At 71.0% G+C, this 17528-nt stretch carries 15 protein-coding genes; 3 read left to right on the top strand and 12 right to left on the bottom strand.

Going from position 1 to position 17528, the window contains the following annotated elements; genetic code table 11:
• Positions 1–17: 17 nt before the first annotated feature.
• The 3 genes from ESG85_RS20765 to ESG85_RS20775 form a co-directional block, all read right to left on the bottom strand.
• Entirely contained in the window at positions 18–512 is a 495-nt protein-coding gene (locus ESG85_RS20765; protein ID WP_128981431.1) for an NUDIX domain-containing protein, read from the bottom strand.
• Positions 509–1582, bottom strand: coding sequence for an ADP-ribosylglycohydrolase family protein (locus ESG85_RS20770; RefSeq protein WP_128981433.1), 1074 nt, complete (start codon positions 1580–1582; stop codon positions 509–511). The genes ESG85_RS20765 and ESG85_RS20770 overlap by 4 nt, the downstream gene beginning before the upstream one ends.
• A gap of 184 nt (positions 1583–1766) precedes the next feature.
• Entirely contained in the window at positions 1767–3479 is a 1713-nt protein-coding gene (locus ESG85_RS20775; protein WP_128981435.1) for a BCCT family transporter, read from the bottom strand.
• Between the two features lie 112 nt (positions 3480–3591).
• On the opposite strand from ESG85_RS20775, the gene ESG85_RS20780 reads away from it, so the two are divergent.
• Positions 3592–4743, top strand: coding sequence for a glycerate kinase (locus ESG85_RS20780; protein WP_128981437.1), 1152 nt, complete (start codon positions 3592–3594; stop codon positions 4741–4743).
• 58 nt (positions 4744–4801) lie between these two features.
• The gene (locus tag ESG85_RS20785) at positions 4802–5440 is read left to right on the top strand and encodes a GNAT family N-acetyltransferase (protein WP_181019078.1); all 639 of its coding nucleotides are present in this window, start codon (positions 4802–4804) and stop codon (positions 5438–5440) included.
• Positions 5441–5516: 76 nt separating this feature from the next.
• On the opposite strand, the gene pssA is transcribed toward ESG85_RS20785, so the two are convergent.
• The 9 genes from pssA to ESG85_RS20830 all read right to left on the bottom strand — a co-directional run bounded on the left by pssA (position 5517) and on the right by ESG85_RS20830 (position 16491).
• Positions 5517–6392: a CDP-diacylglycerol--serine O-phosphatidyltransferase gene (gene pssA, locus ESG85_RS20790; RefSeq protein WP_128981439.1), complete on the bottom strand. Its 876-nt coding sequence runs from the start codon at positions 6390–6392 to the stop codon at positions 5517–5519.
• The gene (locus tag ESG85_RS20795) at positions 6385–7041 is read right to left on the bottom strand and encodes a phosphatidylserine decarboxylase (RefSeq protein WP_128981441.1); all 657 of its coding nucleotides are present in this window, start codon (positions 7039–7041) and stop codon (positions 6385–6387) included. Before ESG85_RS20795 ends, pssA begins: the two co-directional genes overlap by 8 nt.
• A gap of 169 nt (positions 7042–7210) precedes the next feature.
• Positions 7211–8416: an acyl-CoA dehydrogenase family protein gene (locus ESG85_RS20800; RefSeq protein ID WP_128981443.1), complete on the bottom strand. Its 1206-nt coding sequence runs from the start codon at positions 8414–8416 to the stop codon at positions 7211–7213.
• A gap of 2 nt (positions 8417–8418) precedes the next feature.
• Complete coding sequence (locus ESG85_RS20805) at positions 8419–8931, bottom strand: MaoC family dehydratase (protein WP_128981445.1); 513 nt, start codon at positions 8929–8931, stop codon at positions 8419–8421.
• 5 nt (positions 8932–8936) lie between these two features.
• Complete coding sequence (locus ESG85_RS20810; RefSeq protein ID WP_128981447.1) at positions 8937–9914, bottom strand: HpcH/HpaI aldolase/citrate lyase family protein; 978 nt, start codon at positions 9912–9914, stop codon at positions 8937–8939.
• Positions 9911–11947 (bottom strand): protein meaA, encoded by a 2037-nt coding sequence (locus ESG85_RS20815; protein WP_128981449.1) that lies wholly within the window; start codon positions 11945–11947, stop codon positions 9911–9913. Before ESG85_RS20815 ends, ESG85_RS20810 begins: the two co-directional genes overlap by 4 nt.
• A gap of 29 nt (positions 11948–11976) precedes the next feature.
• Positions 11977–13314, bottom strand: a complete 1338-nt coding sequence (gene ccrA, locus ESG85_RS20820) for a crotonyl-CoA carboxylase/reductase (protein WP_128981451.1) — start codon at positions 13312–13314, stop codon at positions 11977–11979.
• A 419-nt stretch (positions 13315–13733) separates the two neighbouring features.
• Positions 13734–14585, bottom strand: coding sequence for a TetR family transcriptional regulator (locus ESG85_RS20825; protein ID WP_181019079.1), 852 nt, complete (start codon positions 14583–14585; stop codon positions 13734–13736).
• Positions 14586–14709: 124 nt separating this feature from the next.
• Positions 14710–16491, bottom strand: a complete 1782-nt coding sequence (locus ESG85_RS20830; protein ID WP_128981455.1) for a 3-hydroxyacyl-CoA dehydrogenase family protein — start codon at positions 16489–16491, stop codon at positions 14710–14712.
• 299 nt (positions 16492–16790) lie between these two features.
• Between ESG85_RS20830 and ESG85_RS20835 the strand changes: the two genes are divergently transcribed.
• The gene (locus ESG85_RS20835; RefSeq protein WP_128981457.1) at positions 16791–17405 is read left to right on the top strand and encodes a HEAT repeat domain-containing protein; all 615 of its coding nucleotides are present in this window, start codon (positions 16791–16793) and stop codon (positions 17403–17405) included.
• Positions 17406–17528 lie beyond the last annotated feature (123 nt).

Genomic DNA, 17528 nt, shown 5'->3' on the forward strand with positions numbered 1-17528 from the left:
GATCCACGAGCGACGGCCTACGCCCGCACCGGCCTGCCGTTCTCCAGCTCCACCGGGCCGCGGCCGTCCTTGAGCGCACCCAGGGCCGCGCTCACCCGCAGGGCCAAGCCGTTCGGCAGATGGGCGGACAGCTCCGACGGTTCCACCAGCTTCCAGGAGAGCAGCTCCTCCTCCTGGAGCCGGATCGCCGCGAGCCGCTCGCCGGACAGCACCCCGCCGTCGTACAGGTACGCCACGATCGGCGGACGGCCGGGGCCCGGCGCCCAGTCGACCACGAGCAGTGCGCCCGGCTCCACGTCGAGGCCGATCTCCTCGGCCGTCTCGCGCCGGGCGCCCGCGCGGGGCGTCTCGCCCGCGTCGGACTCGATCGTTCCGCCCGGCAGGGCCCAGCCCTCCCGGTAGTTCGGCTCGACGAGCAGGACGCGGCCGTCCGCGTCCCGGAAGAGGGTGGCGGCAGCGGCCAGGATCCGGGGGAGTCCCGCGATGTACGTGGCGTATTCGGAGGTCGTCATCCCGTCAGCGTAGCCAGCCGTACCGTCCGCTCCGCCAGCTCGCTGATCCGGGAGCCGTCGAAGCCCGCCACCGCGCTGCGCACCCGGTCCCGCAGCGGCTCGGACCATTGCGGCGGGATCGCCGCGGCCCCGCACAGCACCCCGGCCACGGACCCGGCCGTGGCGCCGTTGGAGTCGGTGTCCAGGCCGCCGCGTACGGTCAGCGCGATGGTGCGGGTGAAGTCGCCCTCGCCGTACAGCAGTCCGGCGGTGAGCACCGCCGCGTTCGGGACCGTGTGGATCCAGCCGAGGGAGCCGGTCTGCCGGGACAGCTCGGCCAGCGCCTCGGACCACTCCACGCCCGCCTCGTGCAGCGCCATGGTGTGCCGCACGGTCCTGGCGAGGCGGCTGCCCGCCGGGACGCGTTCCAGCGCGACGGACAGCGCGGAGCGCACGTCGGGCGCCGTGAACGCGGCGGCGACCAGGGCCGCCGCCCACATCGCGCCGTACACCCCGTTGCCCGTGTGGGAGAGCACCGCGTCGCGCCGGGCCAGCGACGCGGCCCGGCGGGGGTCGCCCGGCGAGGTCCAGCCGTACACGTCCGCCCTGATCAGGGCGCCGATCCACTCCTGGTACGGGTTGTCGTAGGTGGCGGTCAGCGGAGGCTTCAGACCGTTGGCGAGGTTGCGGTAGGCCACCCGCTCCGCCGTGAACGTCTGCAGGTACGGCAGCCGCAGCAGCCAGTGCTCGCCGACCTGTTCGGTGCTGAACGCGAAGCCGCGGGTCTCCAGGAGGTGCAGGCCCAGGATCGTGTAGTCGATGTCGTCGTCCCGGCAGCTGCCGTTGACCCGGCCGCGCACGCACTGCGGCCACTCGGGGCGCAGCTCGAAGCCGTCGGCGCCGGCGGCGGGAGGCGGAGGCAGGTAGTCGGTCAGCGGCAGGGCGTCGGTCAACCGCAGATAGGAGTCGATCCGCTCGGGCGTCCAGTGGTCGCCGCGTTCGACCGGCTTGCCGAGCATGTTCCCGGCGATCCGCCCCGTCCACCCGCCGAGGATCCGGTCGGCGAGTTCACTGTGCTTCAGCTGCCCCATGGGTCCGGTCTAGCCGACCGGGCGCCGGGCCGCGCGCCGACCCGCCCACCGGGCCCGTGCGATCACTCGCCCTCCGCCCGGCCGGCGTCCGCCGGCGGACGCTCGCCGGCGGACACCTCCCCGACGGGACCGCCGCCGGCGGGCACCTCCCCGACGCGACCGCCGCCGCCGGACACCGGAGCGCTCACCGGTCGCCGCTCCCGCCGCGTTCCCGCTCCTCGTCGCCCTCGGAGCGCCAGCGCTCCGCCGCGCGGCGGAGCCGGTGGTGGCGGGCGGGCCCCTGCCCGCCGACCGCGTCGCCGACCATCGCCCGCACCGCGTCCCCCATGCCGTGCAGCGCGTGGTGCCGGGCCGGGCCCGCGCCCGGGTCGGCGCGCAGCTCCTTCAGGAGGGCCCAGCACAGGCCCAGCATGACGAGCACGAAGGGCAGCGCCACCAGGATCGTCGCCGTCTGCAGCGAGTTCAGACCACCGGCGACGAGCAGGACGGCGGCGACGGCGGCCATCAGGACGCCCCAGACGACCACCAGCCAGGTCGACGGGTGCAGCGCGCCGCGGCTGGTCAGCGAGCCCATCACCAGCGAGGCCGAGTCCGCGCTGGTGACGAAGTACGTCATCACCAGCAGCATCGCGACGTACGAGGTGACCGTGCCGATCGGCAGGGCGTCCAGCATCGCGAAGAGCGAGGCCTCCGCGCCGTCCTTCACCGCGCCCGCCAGGTCGGCCGCGCCCGTCGACTCGAGCCTGATCGCCGTGCCGCCCATGACGCAGAACCAGAAGACCGTGGCACCGGAGGGCACGAGCAGCACCCCGACGAGGAACTCGCGGACGGTGCGGCCCCGGGAGATCCGCGCGATGAAGGTGCCGACGAACGGAGCCCAGGACAGCCACCACGCCCAGTAGAAGATCGTCCAGGCGCCGAGCCACTCCGGGTCCGAGAAGGCGCCCGTGCGGCTGGCCATCGGCAGCAGCTGGTGCAGATAGCCGCCCACCGAGGCCGGGATCGTGTCCAGGACGTACACGGTCGGGCCGAACAGGAACACGAACACCATCAGCGCGGCCGCGAGCGCGATGTTCAGCGTGGACAGCCACTTCACGCCCCGGTGCAGCCCCGAGAACGCCGAGAGGACGAAGGCCGCGGAGAGCGACACGATGATGATCAACTCGGTGCTCGTGGAGGCCTCCACGCCCAGGGTGATGTCGAGGCCCTCCGCCACCTGGAGCGCTCCGAGACCCAGGCTGGTCGCCGTGCCGAAGACCGTCGCGAACACCGCGAGCAGGTCGATCGCCTTGCCCGGCCAGGACCGCGCCCTGCGCTCGCCCATCAGCGGCACGAACGCCGCGCTCAGCGTGTTGCCGCGGCCCTTGCGGAAGCCCGCGTAGGCGAGGGCGAGGCCCGCCGTGCCGTAGATGGCCCACGGGGTGAGGGTCCAGTGGAAGAACGAGTACTCCATCGCGGTCCGGGCCGCGGCGCCGGTCCCCGGCTCGATCCCGGAAGCGGGCGGCGGGCTCAGATAGTGCTGCAGCGGTTCGCCGACGCCGTAGAACATCAGGCCGATGCCCATGCCCGCGCTGAACATCATCGCGATCCACGCCAGGTTGGTGAACTCGGGCTCCGAGTCGTCCGCGCCGAGCCTGATCCGGCCGAACCGGCTCAGCGCGATCACCACGCACAGGACGAGGAAGACGTCCGCCGCCGTCACGAACAGCCAGGCGAAGTTGTCGAGGACCCAGCCCAGGGCCGTGTCCGAGGCGTCGTCGAAGGAGTCCTTGCCGAGCGCCGCCCAGGCCACCACGGCCACGACGGCGGCCATGCCGACGCCGATGACCTTCCGGTCCGGCCCGGGGTCCGGCGCGCTGCTCGGTCCGGAGGTTCGATCGATCGGTTCCGTGCTCATGTGGCCCCACTATGGTGCGGAATATCGCCTTATCAGGGGGTGGCACGCCGTCTTGCCCTACGGATAGGGTCGGCCTCGGCGCGACTGCCTGTTCGAAAGCAAGGGATGCAAGGTGACGGACGGAGCAGTAACTGAGGTCGCACGCGTGCTCGTCGCGGCCGACAAGTTCAAGGGTTCGCTCACGGCCGTACAGGTCGCGGAGCGGGTCACAGCAGGGCTGCGACGGGTCGTCCCGGAGCTCGAGGTGGAGACGCTGCCCGTCGCCGACGGCGGCGACGGCACCGTGGCGGCGGCCGTCGCGGCCGGGTTCGAGCGGCGAGAGGTCACCGTGACCGGCCCGGTCGGCGACACCGTCACGGCCGCGTTCGCGCTGCGCGGGACCACCGCGGTCGTCGAGATGGCCGAAGCCTCCGGCCTCCAGCTGCTGCCCGCCGGGGTCTTCGCCCCGCTCACCGCCACCACGTACGGCTCCGGAGAGCTGCTGCGCGCCGCCCTCGACGCGGGCGCCACCTCGATCGTCTTCGGTGTCGGCGGCAGCGCCACGACCGACGGCGGCGCCGGCATGCTGGCCGCGCTCGGCGCGCGTTTCCTCGACGCCGACGGCGAGCCGGTCGGCCCCGGCGGCGGAGCCCTCGCCGGGCTCGCCTCCGCCGACCTGTCGGGGCTGGACCCGCGCTTCGCCGACGTCGAGCTCGTCCTCGCCAGCGACGTGGACAACCCGCTGACCGGCCCGAAGGGCTGCGCCGCGGTGTACGGCCCGCAGAAGGGCGCCTCCCCGGAGGACGTCGAGACCCTCGACGCGGCCCTCGCCCACTACGCGCGCGTCCTGGAGAAGGCGATCGGCCCCCAGGCCGCCGAGCTCGCCGCGTCCCCGGGCGCGGGCGGCGCGGGCGGCATCGGCTACGGCGCGCTGCTCATCGGCGCGAGCTTCCGCCCCGGGATCGAGCTGATGCTGGACGTGCTGGGCTTCGCCCCGGCCCTGGAGCGCGCCACCCTGGTCATCACCGGCGAGGGCTCCCTCGACGAGCAGACCCTGCACGGCAAGGCCCCGGCGGGCGTCGCCGCGGCCGCCCGCGCGGCCGGCAAGGACGTCGTCGCGGTCTGCGGCCGCCTCGCGCTGGCCCCGGAGGCCCTGGGCGCCGCCGGCATCCGCCGCGCCTACCCGCTCTCCGCCCTGGAGCCGGACCCGGCGAAGTCCATCCCGAACGCGGGCCCGCTCCTGGAGCGGGTCGCCTCGGACATCGCCCGGGACTTCCTGTCGTAGCCCCCGCCGGGGGCGCGGCGACATCCTGCCGTAACACGCCGGTGCGAGCCTCGGGCACATGAACGACGCTCGCACCGAAGAGATCGAAGAGATCGAAGAGCACAAAGAGATCGAGAAGATCGAGAAGATCAAGAAGATCGACGAGATCGAAGAGCACGACGGGCCGCCGGGCCGTGCGCGCACGGCCCGGATCCGGCGTCTGACGCCCCAGGAGGTCCGCGAGCGGGCCTCTAGCGGGCTGGACGCGCTCCTGGTGGACGCGGTCGCCGGCGGGGCCTCCGTCGGCTTCCTGGCGCCTCTGGAACCCGCGGAGGCCGCCGCCTGGTGGACCGGGGTCGCGGACGGCCGGGAGGTCTGGGCCGCGTACGGCGCCGGGGGCGAGGTCCTGGGCGCCGTGACCCTGGTCCGCGACACCAGGGCGAACGGGCGGCACCGCGGCGAGATCGCCCGCCTCGTGGTCCACCGCGACGCCCGCGGCCGGGGCCTCGGCGCCCGGCTGCTCGCCGCCGCGGAGGCGCACGCCGCCGCGACCGGCCTCCGGCTCCTCGTCCTCGACACCGAGACCGGCAGCCCCGCCGAGCGGCTGTACCGCACGGCCGGGTGGACCGCCGCGGGTGTCATCCCCGACTTCGCCGCCGACCCGGGCGGCACCCTGCGCCCCACGACCCTGTACTACAAGCGGCTCGGCGCCGTCTGAGCCGCCCTCCGCGCGCACGCGAAGGGCCCCGGACGCTTCCCGCGTCCGGGGCCCTTCCCGTATGTCGTGCGTACCGCTACGGCAGCTGCGCCGCCTGCGCCTGTCGCGCCTCCCGGCTCTCGCGCCGGTTGTCGCGGAAGGTGTTCACCCGACGGGCCGTCGCGAAGAGGGGGATCACGGCGCCCATCACCACCTGCAGGGCGCAGCCGGTCTGGAGCAGGAAGGCTCCGCCCGGCGCGTCGAAGGCCCAGGCCGCCAGCATGCCCATCGCGCCGATGATCCAGCTGAGCATCGCCACCGCGAGGATGCCCCGCGGCTTCGGGTACTCGACCCGGCTCACCATCAGCCACGCGACCCCGATGATCGCGAGCAGCGTCGGGATGAACGGCAGCTCCAGGAGCACGATCGAGACGACCGTGAGCGCGCCGAAGGGGCTCGGCATGCCCTGGAACATGCCGTCCTTCATCGTCACGCAGGAGAACCGCGCGAGCCTGAGCACCACGGCCAGCAGCACCACGATCGCGGCCACCGCCGAGACCTTCTGCTGCGCGCCGGGCGTGACCATGCCGTACACGAGGACGAAGTAGGCCGGAGCCAGACCGAAGCTGATCAGGTCCGACAGGTTGTCCAGCTCGGCGCCCATCGGGGACGAGCGCAGCTTGCGCGCCACGATGCCGTCGAACAGGTCGAAGATCGCCGCGGCCAGCATGAGGATCACGGCGGTGGCGGCGCTGTTGCGCGCCATGCCGGTCTCCGTGCTGCCCGTGAGGTGCGGGATGAGGATGCCCGTGGTGGTGAAGTACACCGCCATGAAGCCGCACGTGGCGTTACCGAGGGTGAGGGCGTCCGCTATGGACAGCCTCATCGACAGCGGCATCTCCTCGGCGTCGTCGACGCCGTCCTCGTCCGCCTCGGCGACCCATTCGGCCGCCCGTGTGTCGGGATCAATCACGGTCAATGCGAGTCACCCCCGCGGTCGTGGGCTGACCGACCTCGACCGCGACCTCGACACCCTCCGGCAGGTAGATGTCGACACGCGAACCGAAGCGGATCAGTCCGATCCGGTCACCCTGCTCGACCTTCGTCCCCTGCGGGATGTACGGCACGATCCGCCGCGCCACGGCACCCGCGATCTGGACCATCTCGATGTCACCGAGCTCGGTGTCGAAGTGCCAGACAACGCGCTCGTTGTTCTCGCTCTCCTTGTTGAACGCCGGCACGAAGCCGCCGGGGACGTGCTCCACGGACGTCACCGTGCCGGCCAGCGGCGCGCGGTTGACGTGGACGTTCAGCGGGCTCATGAAGATGGCGACGCGGGTGCGTCCGTCCTTCCACGGCATGATGCTCTGCACCACGCCGTCGGCGGGCGAGATGACCCGGCCCTGAGCGATCTCCCGCTCGGGGTCGCGGAAGAACCACAGCATGCCGGCCGCGAGAGCGGTGGCCGGCACGGCGACGGCCTTGGCGGCGGTCGACTTGCGGGCGCGCGCCAGGCTCAGCGCCGCGGTGGCGACGGTCGGCAGAAGCCACGGCGATGCTCCGCGTGCGATGCGTGCGCCCTTGAGGCTGTCGCGGTGTGCAGAGGTTTGGCTGTGGGGCATGGATGACCTTCGTAGCGGATGATGCCGCACGGGCAACGGGGGACGGCGGCTTTCCGGCGATGCTATCGGTTGCGGGCCGCAACTGGGCAAGCCAGAAGCCGAGTCGGAGGCCGGAAGCCGAACACAGGGTGTGATCTTCTTCGCGGCCAAACCGACTCAAATGCCGCAATCAACCCTGGAAGCGGTACTCCTCGAGCAGCCGACGACCAATGATCATTTTCTGGATCTCGGCGGTACCTTCGCCGATGAGCAGCATCGGCGCCTCGCGGTAGAGACGCTCGATCTCGTACTCCTTGGAGAAGCCGTATCCGCCGTGGATGCGGAAGGCGTCCTCGACGACCTCCTTGCAGTATTCGGACGCGAGGTACTTCGCCATCCCTGCTTCGAGGTCGTTTCGTTCCCCGGAGTCCTTTTTGCGTGCTGCGTTCACCATCATGGCATGAGCGGCCTCGACCTTGGTAGCCATCTCGGCCAGCTTGAACTGAATCGCCTGGTGCTGGGCGATCGGCTTTCCGAAAGTGTGACGCTGTTGGGCATACTGGACGCCCAGCTCGAAGGCACGCTGCGCGACGCCGCAACCACGGGCCGCCACGTTGACGCGGCCGACCTCCACGCCGTCCATCATTTGGTAAAACCCTCGGCCGGTGACCCCGCCGAGGACGCGATTGGCCGGAATGCGCAGTCCGTCCATGATGAGTTCGGTCGTGTCGACGCCCTTGTAACCCATCTTGTCGATCTTGCCGGGGATGGTGAGGCCGGGGCGGACCTCTCCGAAGCCGGGCTCCTTCTCGACGAGGAAGGTCGTCATCGACTTGTGCGGGGCGGTGCCCTCGGGGTGTCCTTCGTCACTTCGGACGAGAACGGCGACCAGCGTTGACGTGCCACCGTTCGTCAGCCACATCTTCTGGCCGTTCAGGACGTACTCGTCGCCGTCCTTCACCGCCTTCGACGTGATCGCCGACACATCCGAGCCGAGACCCGGCTCCGACATCGAGAAGGCACCGCGCACCTCGCCGGCCGCCATCCGCGGAAGGAAGTACTCCTTCTGCTCCTGGGTGCCGTGCTGCTTCAGCATGTACGCGACGATGAAGTGGGTGTTGATGATGCCGGACACCGACATCCAGCCGCGGGCGATCTCCTCCACGCACAGCGCGTAGGTGAGCAGGGACTCACCCAGGCCGCCGTACTCCTCGGGGATCATCAGACCGAAGACGCCGAGCTCCTTGAGCCCGTCGACGATCTGCTGGGGGTACTCGTCGCGGTGCTCGAGCTCCGTGGCGACCGGGATGATCTCCTTGTCCACGAAGTCGCGGACCGTGGAGAGGATCTCCTGCTGGACGTCGGTCAGACCGTGGGTCTGGGCGAGTCGCGCCATGACTACTTCCCCTGTTCCTTCAGCTCCGGCCGGCCGGGCTGTTCGCCGCCGCGCGCGTCGATGTACTCGGCGGTCGGGACCATGACCTTGCGGCGGAAGACGCACACCAGGGTGCCGTCCTGCTTGTAGCCCTTGGTCTCGACGTAGACGATGCCGCGGTCGCTCTTCGACTTCGACGGCGTCTTGTCGAGGACGGTGGTCTCGCCGTAGATGGTGTCGCCGTGGAAGGTCGGCGCCACGTGCCGCAGCGACTCGATCTCCAGGTTGGCGATGGCCTTGCCGGAGACGTCCGGCACGGACATGCCGAGCAGCAGCGAGTAGATGTAGTTGCCGACGACGACGTTCTTCTTGAAGTCCGTCGTGTTCTCCGCGTAATTCACGTCCATGTGAAGCGGGTGGTGGTTCATCGTCAGCAGACAGAAGAGGTGGTCGTCGTACTCGGTGACCGTCTTTCCGGGCCAGTGCTTGTAGACGGCGCCGATCTCGAACTCTTCGTAGGTGCGGCCGAACTGCATCGGACTCAGGCCTCCGGGATCTCGAACTTGCTGGTGCGCTGCATGCCGGCGGCGCGGCCCTTGCCGGAGATGACCAGGGCCATCTTGCGGGAGGCCTCGTCGATCATCTCGTCGCCGAGCATCGCGGAGCCCTTCTTCCCGCCGGCCTCGGACGTGTAGTAGTCGTACGCGTCGAGGATCAGCTCGGCGTGGTCGAAGTCCTCCTGCGAGGGCGAGAAGATCTCGTTCGCCGCGGCGACCTGGTCCGGGTGCAGCACCCACTTGCCGTCGAAGCCGAGGGCGGCGGCGCGCTGCGCGACGGCCTTGTAGCCCTCCGGGTTGCGGATCTGCAGGTAGGGGCCGTCGATCGCCTGGAGGTTGTTGGCGCGGGCGGCCATCAGGATGCTCATCAGGATGTGGTGGTACGCGTCCGCCGGGTAGCCGGGCGGCTGCTCGCCGACGACCAGCGACTTCATGTTGATGGAGGCCATGAAGTCGGCCGGGCCGAAGATGATCGTCTCGACGCGCTGCGAGGCCTGGGCGATCGCGTTGACGTTGACGAGGCCCTGGGCGTTCTCGATCTGCGCCTCGATGCCGATCTTGCCGACCTCGAAGCCCATGGTCTTCTCGATCTGGGTCAGGAGCAGGTCGAGCGCGACGATCTGCTGGGCGTCCTGGACCTTCGGCAGCATGATGCAGTCGAGGTTCTGGCCGGCGCCCTCGACCACCGTGACGACGTCGCGGTAGGTCCAGTGGGTCGTCCAGTCGTTGACCCGCACGACCCGGGTCTTGCCGGTCCAGTCGCCCTCGTTGAGGAACTTCACGATGGTGTGCCGGGCCTCCGGCTTGGCCAGCGGCGCGCAGGCGTCCTCGAGGTCCAGGAAGACCTGGTCGGCCGCCAGGCCCTGGGCCTTCTCCAGGAACCGCGGGTTGGAGCCGGGCACCGCGAGGCACGAACGACGCGGGCGCAGGCGGTTCACGGGGGAAGCGGGCGTGCTGGTCATGCGGGGACCTCCGTACTTTCAAGGGGGCTGAGCTGGTTGGCTTTGCGGATCTCGTCGACGATACGGCCGATGATCCCGGTGATGCCGAAGTCCTTCGGGGTGAAGACGGCGGCCACGCCCGCCGCCCTGAGCTCCTCGGCGTCCGCGTTCGGGATGATCCCGCCCACGACGACCGGGATGTCCGCCGCGCCGGCCGTCCGCAGGCGGTCGAGGACGTCCGGTACGAGCTGGGCGTGCGAGCCGGAGAGGATCGACAGGCCGACCGCGTGCACGTCCTCCTCCAGGGCCGCGTCCACGATCTGCTCCGGCGTCAGCCGGATGCCCTGGTAGACCACCTCGAACCCGGCGTCGCGGGCCCGCACGGCGATCTGCTCGGCGCCGTTGGAGTGGCCGTCCAGGCCCGGCTTGCCGACCAGGAAGCGCAGCTTGCCCACGCCCAGGTCCTGCGCGGTGCGGTCCACCTTGCGGCGGACCTCGGCGAGCGGCGAGCCCGCCTCGGCCGGGACGGCCACCGGGGCGGAGGAGACACCGGTCGGGGCCCGGAACTCGCCGAAGACCTCGCGCAGCGCCCCGGCCCACTCGCCGGTGGTGACGCCGGCGCGGGCGCACTCGAGGGTGGCCTCCATGAGGTTGTCGGTGCCCTTGGCGGCCTCCTTCAGCCGCTCCAGGGCCTTGCAGGGCCGCGGATGGTTGAAGGGCGGCTGGTAACGGGTGTCGCGCCAGTTCTTCAGGGCGGACACGACACGGGCCTCGACCGCCGGGTCGACCGTCTGGATGGCGGTGTCCAGGTCGGCGGTGAGCGGGTTGGGCTCGGTCGTCTCGAAGATGTTGACGCCGACGATCTTCTCCTCGCCCGACTCGATCCGGGCGCGGCGCTCGGCGTGCGAGGAGACCAGCTGGGCCTTGAGGTAGCCGGACTCGACGGCGGCCATGGCGCCGCCCATCTCCTGGATCCGGTCGATCTCCGCCAGGCACTCGGTGACCAGGGAGTCCACCTTGGCCTCGATGACGTGCGAGCCGGCGAAGATGTCCTCGTACTCCAGGAGGTCGGACTCGTGCGCGAGCACCTGCTGGATGCGCAGCGACCACTGCTGGTCCCAGGGGCGCGGCAGGCCGAGCGCCTCGTTCCAGGCCGGCAGCTGGACGGCACGCGCGCGGGCGTCCTTCGACAGCGTGACGGCCAGCATCTCGAGGACGATCCGCTGGACGTTGTTCTCCGGCTGGGCCTCGGTCAGGCCGAGCGAGTTGACCTGGACGCCGTAGCGGAAGCGCCGCTGCTTGGCGTTCTCGATCCCGTACCGCTCGAGCGTGATCTTGTCCCAGATGCGGCCGAAGGCGCGCATCTTGCACATCTCCTCGACGAAGCGGACGCCCGCGTTCACGAAGAAGGAGATACGGGCGACGACCTCGCCGAAGCGCTCCTCGGGCACCTGACCCGAGTCGCGCACCGCGTCGAGCACCGCGATCGCGGTGGACATCGCGTACGAGATCTCCTGGACCGGAGTGGCGCCCGCCTCCTGCAGGTGGTAGCTGCAGATGTTGATCGGGTTCCACTTCGGGATGTGGTTGACCGTGTACGCGATCATGTCCGTCGTGAGGCGGAGCGAGGGGCCGGGCGGGAAGACGTGCGTCCCGCGCGACAGGTACTCCTTCACGATGTCGTTCTGGGTGGTGCCCTGGAGCCGGGTGATGTCCGCACCCTGCTCCTCGGCGACCACCTGGTAGAGCGCCAGCAGCCACATGGCGGTGGCGTTGATGGTCATCGAGGTGTTCATCTGCTCCAGGGGGATGTCCTGGAACAGCCGCCGCATGTCACCGACGTGCGAGACGGGAACCCCGACGCGGCCGACCTCGCCACGGGCGAGGATGTGGTCCGGGTCGTAGCCGGTCTGCGTGGGCAGGTCGAACGCGACCGAGAGGCCGGTCTGGCCCTTGGCGAGGTTACGCCGGTAGAGCTCGTTCGACGCCTCGGCGGTCGAGTGACCGGCGTAGGTCCGCATGAGCCACGGCCGATCCTTCTGACGCTCTGTCATCTATGGTCCCTGGGTCAGAGGTTGCGGTGTCAGATGTTGCGGAAGCGGTTGATGGCGTCGATGTGCCGGGCGCGCATCTCCGGGTTCCGCACGCCGAGGCCCTCCTGCGGGGCGAGCGCGAGCACGCCGACCTTGCCCTGGTGCAGGTTGCGGTGGACGTCGTAGGCGGCCTGGCCGGTCTCCTCCAGGGAGTAGACCTTGGACAGGGTGGGGTGGATCTTGCCCTTGGCGATCAGACGGTTGGCCTCCCACGCCTCGCGGTAGTTGGCGAAGTGCGAGCCGATGATGCGCTTCAGCGACATCCACAGGTAGCGGTTGTCGTACTGGTGCATGTAGCCCGAGGTCGAGGCGCAGGTGGTGATGGTGCCGCCCTTGCGGGTGACGTAGACCGAGGCGCCGAAGGTCTCGCGCCCGGGGTGCTCGAAGACGATGTCGATGTCCTCGCCGCCGGTGAGCTCGCGGATCTTGGAGCCGAAGCGCTTCCACTCCCGCGGGTCCTGGGTGTTCTCGTCCTTCCAGAACTTGTAGCCCTCGGCGTTGCGGTCGATGACCGCCTCGGCGCCCATGGACCGGCAGATGTCGGCCTTCTCGGGGGAGGAGACGACACAGATCGGGTTGGCGCCGCCGGCCAGCGCGAACTGGGTGGCGTACGAGCCGAGGCCGCCGCTCGCGCCCCAGATCAGGACGTTGTCGCCCTGCTTCATCCCGGCGCCGTTGCGGGAGACCAGCTGGCGGTACGCGGTGGAGTTCACCAGGCCGGGGGCCGCGGCCTCCTCCCAGCTCAGGTGGTCCGGCTTGGGCATCAGCTGGTTGGACTTGACCAGGGCGATCTCGGCCAGGCCGCCGAAGTTGGTCTCGAAGCCCCAGATGCGCTGCTCGGGGTCGAGCATCGTGTCGTTGTGGCCGTCCGAGGACTCCAGCTCCACGCTCAGGCAGTGCGCGACGACCTCGTCGCCGGGCTGCCAGGCGTTGACGCCCGGGCCGGTGCGCAGGACGACGCCCGCGAGGTCGGAGCCGATGATGTGGTAGGGCAGGTCGTGGCGCTTGGTGAGCTCCGAGAGGCGGCCGTAGCGCTCCAGGAAGCCGAAGGTCGACACCGGCTCGAAGATCGAGGTCCACACCGAGTTGTAGTTCACGGAGCTGGCCATGACGGCGACGAGGGCCTCGCCCGGGCCGAGCTCGGGCAGCGGGACCTCGTCCAGGTGGAGCGACTTGCGCGGGTCCTTGTCGCGGCTGGCCACCCCGGTGAACATCTCCGCCTCGTCCTTGTGGACGGTCACGGCGCGGTACGACTCGGGGAGCTTGAGGTTGGCGAAGTCGGCCGAGGTGGAGTCGGGCGACTGGATCGCGTCCAGGATGTCCTTCACGGGATGCCTCCGGCGGTGCGGCGTCCGGGGGGACGCGCTGAGGGTTACGTCGGGGTGTGGTGCTGTGGAGGTGTGCCGTCGGTTCGGCGCGGTGGTGCTGTGGCGGCGCCGTGGTGGGGCGCAGGAGGTGCCTGTGACGCAGGCGTCCGGGCGCACGAGCAGGATCGCTTGTGGGGACAGCCGGCGCACGAGGTGATCTCTGCGCGCCGGCCGCCCGGACAGCATCAACGTATGGCACGCCGTGTCACCTGACAAGGCACTGCGTGCCAACAATTTCACTCAGATGCCATCTGCCGGTCACGGATGAGCGATGATCGATCGAAAATGCCCCTGAACTGGGCGTATACGCCGCCGGACGCGACGAGGGCCGCCCCCGGAATCCGGGGGCGACCCTCGTCGTGGAGCGGTGTCGCGGGCGGTCAGCCCTTCTTCAACGCCTCCTGGATGGTCCGCATCACCTCGTCGAGCGATGCGTCCGTTCGGGCGACGGCGACCACCACGTCACCCGTCGTGGAGGCGGTGGCGGCGGGGCCGGACGGGACGGCCGGAGCCGGGGCGGCCGGCTCGGAGGCGGCCGGACCGCCGGGCGCCGCCGGCCGGGCGCCTATGCCCGAGCCGAAGGTCTCCCGCACGATCGCGAAGGCGTGGTCCAGCTGCGCCTCCACGTCGCCCTGGCCGCCCGCACGCAGCCAGCGCCGCAGCACGTGGTTGTGCGCGGTGACCACCGCGGAGGCGGCCACCTCCGCGAGCAGCGGGTCGTCGTTGCCGTCGTGGTGGTCGCGCTCGTCGAAGTGACCGAGGAGATAGCGGGTGAACAGGCGCTCGTAGCGGGCCACCGAGGCGATCTCGCGCTCCCGCAGCGTCGGGACCTCGCGGGTGAGCCGGTACCGGGCCACGGAGACCGCGGGCGAGCCCGCGTACATCTTCATGACCTCCTTGATGCCCCGGCACACCGTGTCGAGCGGGTGCTCGTGCGGCGAGGCCGCGTTCAGCACCGCCTCGGCGCGCACCAGGGTGTCGTCGTGGTCCGGGAAGATCGCCTCTTCCTTGGAGCGGAAGTGCCGGAAGAAGGTCCGCCGGGCCACCCCGGCCGCCGCCGCGATCTCGTCGACGGTCGTGGCCTCGTAGCCCTTGGTGGCGAACAGCTCCATCGCCGCGGCGGCCAGCTCCCGGCGCATCTTCAGCCGCTGCGCGGCGGCGCGGGTCCCCGCCGAGCTCTCCGGGGAGTCGGGCGTGGACGTGGCACGGGGTGTCTTCGCGGCCTTGGACATGTCCCGAACGTACTGCATCGGAGCGGAAGTGTGCCCAGGTGGGGGAGGGGAGCCCGGCCCGGCACCCGCGGTGCCCGACGGGCTGAGCAGCCCTCCCCATCCCCCGTACGACCCGTCGGCGGCTTCAGCGGCGGGCATATTCGCGGAAGCCGCGCCCCGTCTTCCGGCCCAGGCAGCCCGCGGCCACCAGGTGCTCGAGCAGCGGAGCCGGGGCCAGACCCGGGTCGCGGAACTCGCGGTGCAGCACCTTCTCGATGGCGAGCGAGACGTCCAGGCCGACCACGTCCAGCAGTTCGAACGGACCCATCGGGTAGCCGCCGCCCAGCTTCATCGCGGTGTCGATGTCGTCCAGGGTCGCGTAGTGCTCCTGGACCATCTTGACCGCGTTGTTCAGGTACGGGAACAGCAGCGCGTTGACGATGAACCCGGCCCGGTCGCCGCAGTCCACGCCGTGCTTCCTGATCTTCGCCGTGACCTCGCGGACGGTCGCGTGGACGTCGTCCGAGGTCAGGACGGTGCGGACGATCTCCACCAGCTTCATGGCCGGCGCCGGGTTGAAGAAGTGCATCCCGATGACGTCCTGCGGGCGCGAGGTGGCCCGGGCGCAGGCGACGACGGGCAGCGAGGAGGTGGTGGTGGCGAGCACTGCGCCCGGCTTGCAGATCTTGTCCAGGCGGGCGAACAGGTCCTGCTTGATCTCCAGGTCCTCGGCGACCGCCTCGACCGCCAGGTCGACCTGGGCGAAGGCGTCGAGCGAGCCCGCCGGGAGGATCCGGGCCAGCGTCTCGTCGCGGGCCTCGCCGGTCATCCGGCCCTTGTCGACGGAGCGCGCCAGGGACTTGGCGATCCGCGCCTTGGCGGTGTCGGCCTTCTCCTGGGAGCGGGCCGCGAGGACGACCTCGTAACCGGCCTTCGCGAAGACCTCGGCGATGCCGGAGGCCATGGTGCCCGAGCCGGCCACGCCGACCGAACGGACCTCACGGCCGCCGCCGGCGGCGGACGAGTCCGCTGGGGTGAGCGCGTCGGGAACCACGGTGGCCGAGCCGGGGCCCTCGTAGGTGTAGAAGCCGCGGCCGGACTTCCGGCCCGTCAGGCCCGCCTCGCTGAGCTGCTTGAGGATCGGGGCCGGAGCGTGCAGCCGGTCCCGCGAGGAGGCGTACATCGCCTCCAGGACGGTACGGGCGGTGTCGATGCCGATCAGGTCGAGCAGCGCCAGCGGGCCCATCGGCAGGCCGCAGCCGAGCCGCATGGCCGCGTCGATGTCCTCACGGGAGGCGTACCTGGCCTCGTACATGGCGGCGGCCTGGTTGAGGTAGCCGAAGAGCAGCCCGTCGGCGACGAATCCGGGCCGGTCGCCGACCGCGACGGGCTCCTTGCCGAGTTCCTGCGCGAGCCGGGTGACGGCGTCGACGGCCCGCGGGTCGGTCAGCACCGAGGAGACCACCTCGACCAGCTTCATCGCCTGGACCGGGGTGAAGAAGTGCAGTCCGAGGACCCGCTCCGGGTGCGCGGAGTCGGCGGCGAGCCGGGTCACCGAGAGCGCGTTGGTGCCGGTGGCGATGATCGCGTCGGGCCGGACGATGCCGTCCAGGGCCCGGAAGACCTCCTGCTTGGTCTCGTACGCCTCGGGCACGACCTCGATCACGAGGTCGGCGTCGGCGGCGGCCTGGAGCTCGGAGTAGGTGCGGAACCGGGCGAGGACGTCCTGCCGCTCCTCCTCCGTGATCCGCTCACGGGCCACCGCACGGGCGGTGGAGGCCTCCAGGGCGGCGACGGCCTTGGCGGCCGCGGTCTCGTCGATGTCGATGCCGACGACCTCACGGCCGGCCCGTGCCAGGACATCGGCGATGCCCGTGCCCATGGTGCCGAGACCGACGACGGCGATGGTGGAGAGAGGGGTGTCCATCAGGGGACTCCTGGGAGGAAGAGTGACGACTGAAGGCAGCGCGCGGGAAAGGGAAAGGCGCGATGGGGCCCGGGGGCGATGGGAGCCCGCAGGGCACGGGAAATGAGGAGACGGACCCTGTCCCGGAGTCACGTCGGAAACTGCCGAACCGAACAGACACTCACGGCGGCTGCGTCACCAGGCCGTCGTGAGGAGTGCGGGGGGTGACCCGCTCACCTGAGATTAACCGCCCGGTAACGAGCACGCCAGTCCTGGGAAGTTGGGAAAGTGTGATCTGGATCGCGGATAGCCTCGGATTCATGGAAATCGCCGCGGAACTCGCCCGGGAACCCGAATTCTGCTCGATGATCGATCGTTTGCGGGAAGAGATCCGGAATGCAGAAGGGGTTGTTCCCCTCCTATTCGAAGAACTCGCCGGGCCGCTCGGCGCGGAGGAACTGCACGGCGTGCTGACCGCGCCGGCGCGGCCGCTCTGGGCCCGCGAGATCGCCGCCTTCCGGCTCGGCCTGGCGGGCGACCCGCGTGCCTTCGAGGCGCTCGTCCTCCTCCTCAACCACCGCGACCCGGAGCGCTGCGTCTCCGCCGCCCACGCCCTCACCCGCCTCGGCGACCCCCGTACCGCTCGGGCCGCCGCCGCGCTCGCCACGAACGAACTCCGCGTCGCCTACGCCCTGCTGCCCGTCCGGCTGCTCACCGGCCTGCGGGCACCGGAGAGCGTCCCCGCCCTCGTCACGGTCCTCCGGCGCAGACTCGCCCCCGGCGACCCGCACTGGCGAGTCGGCCTGGCCTGCGTCGAAGGGCTCGGCACCCTGGGCGACCCGGCCGCCCGCACCGTCCTGGAGGCGGCCCTGCCGCACCCGAGGTTCGGCGGAGCGGCCCGGGAGGCGCTGGGACGGCTGGGCGAACAGCCGTAGCCGGCGCCTCCCGGGGGAGCCGGGAGCCGGGGGCCGGACGGGCGTTCCTCCTGGGAGCGGGAGACGGACGGTTCCTCTTCCTGGGGCGCGGGGGCCGGACGGTCGCTCTTGCTGGGGCGCGGG

This window comes from Streptomyces roseicoloratus, assembly GCF_004117935.1.
Lineage (GTDB): Bacteria > Actinomycetota > Actinomycetes > Streptomycetales > Streptomycetaceae > Streptomyces > Streptomyces roseicoloratus.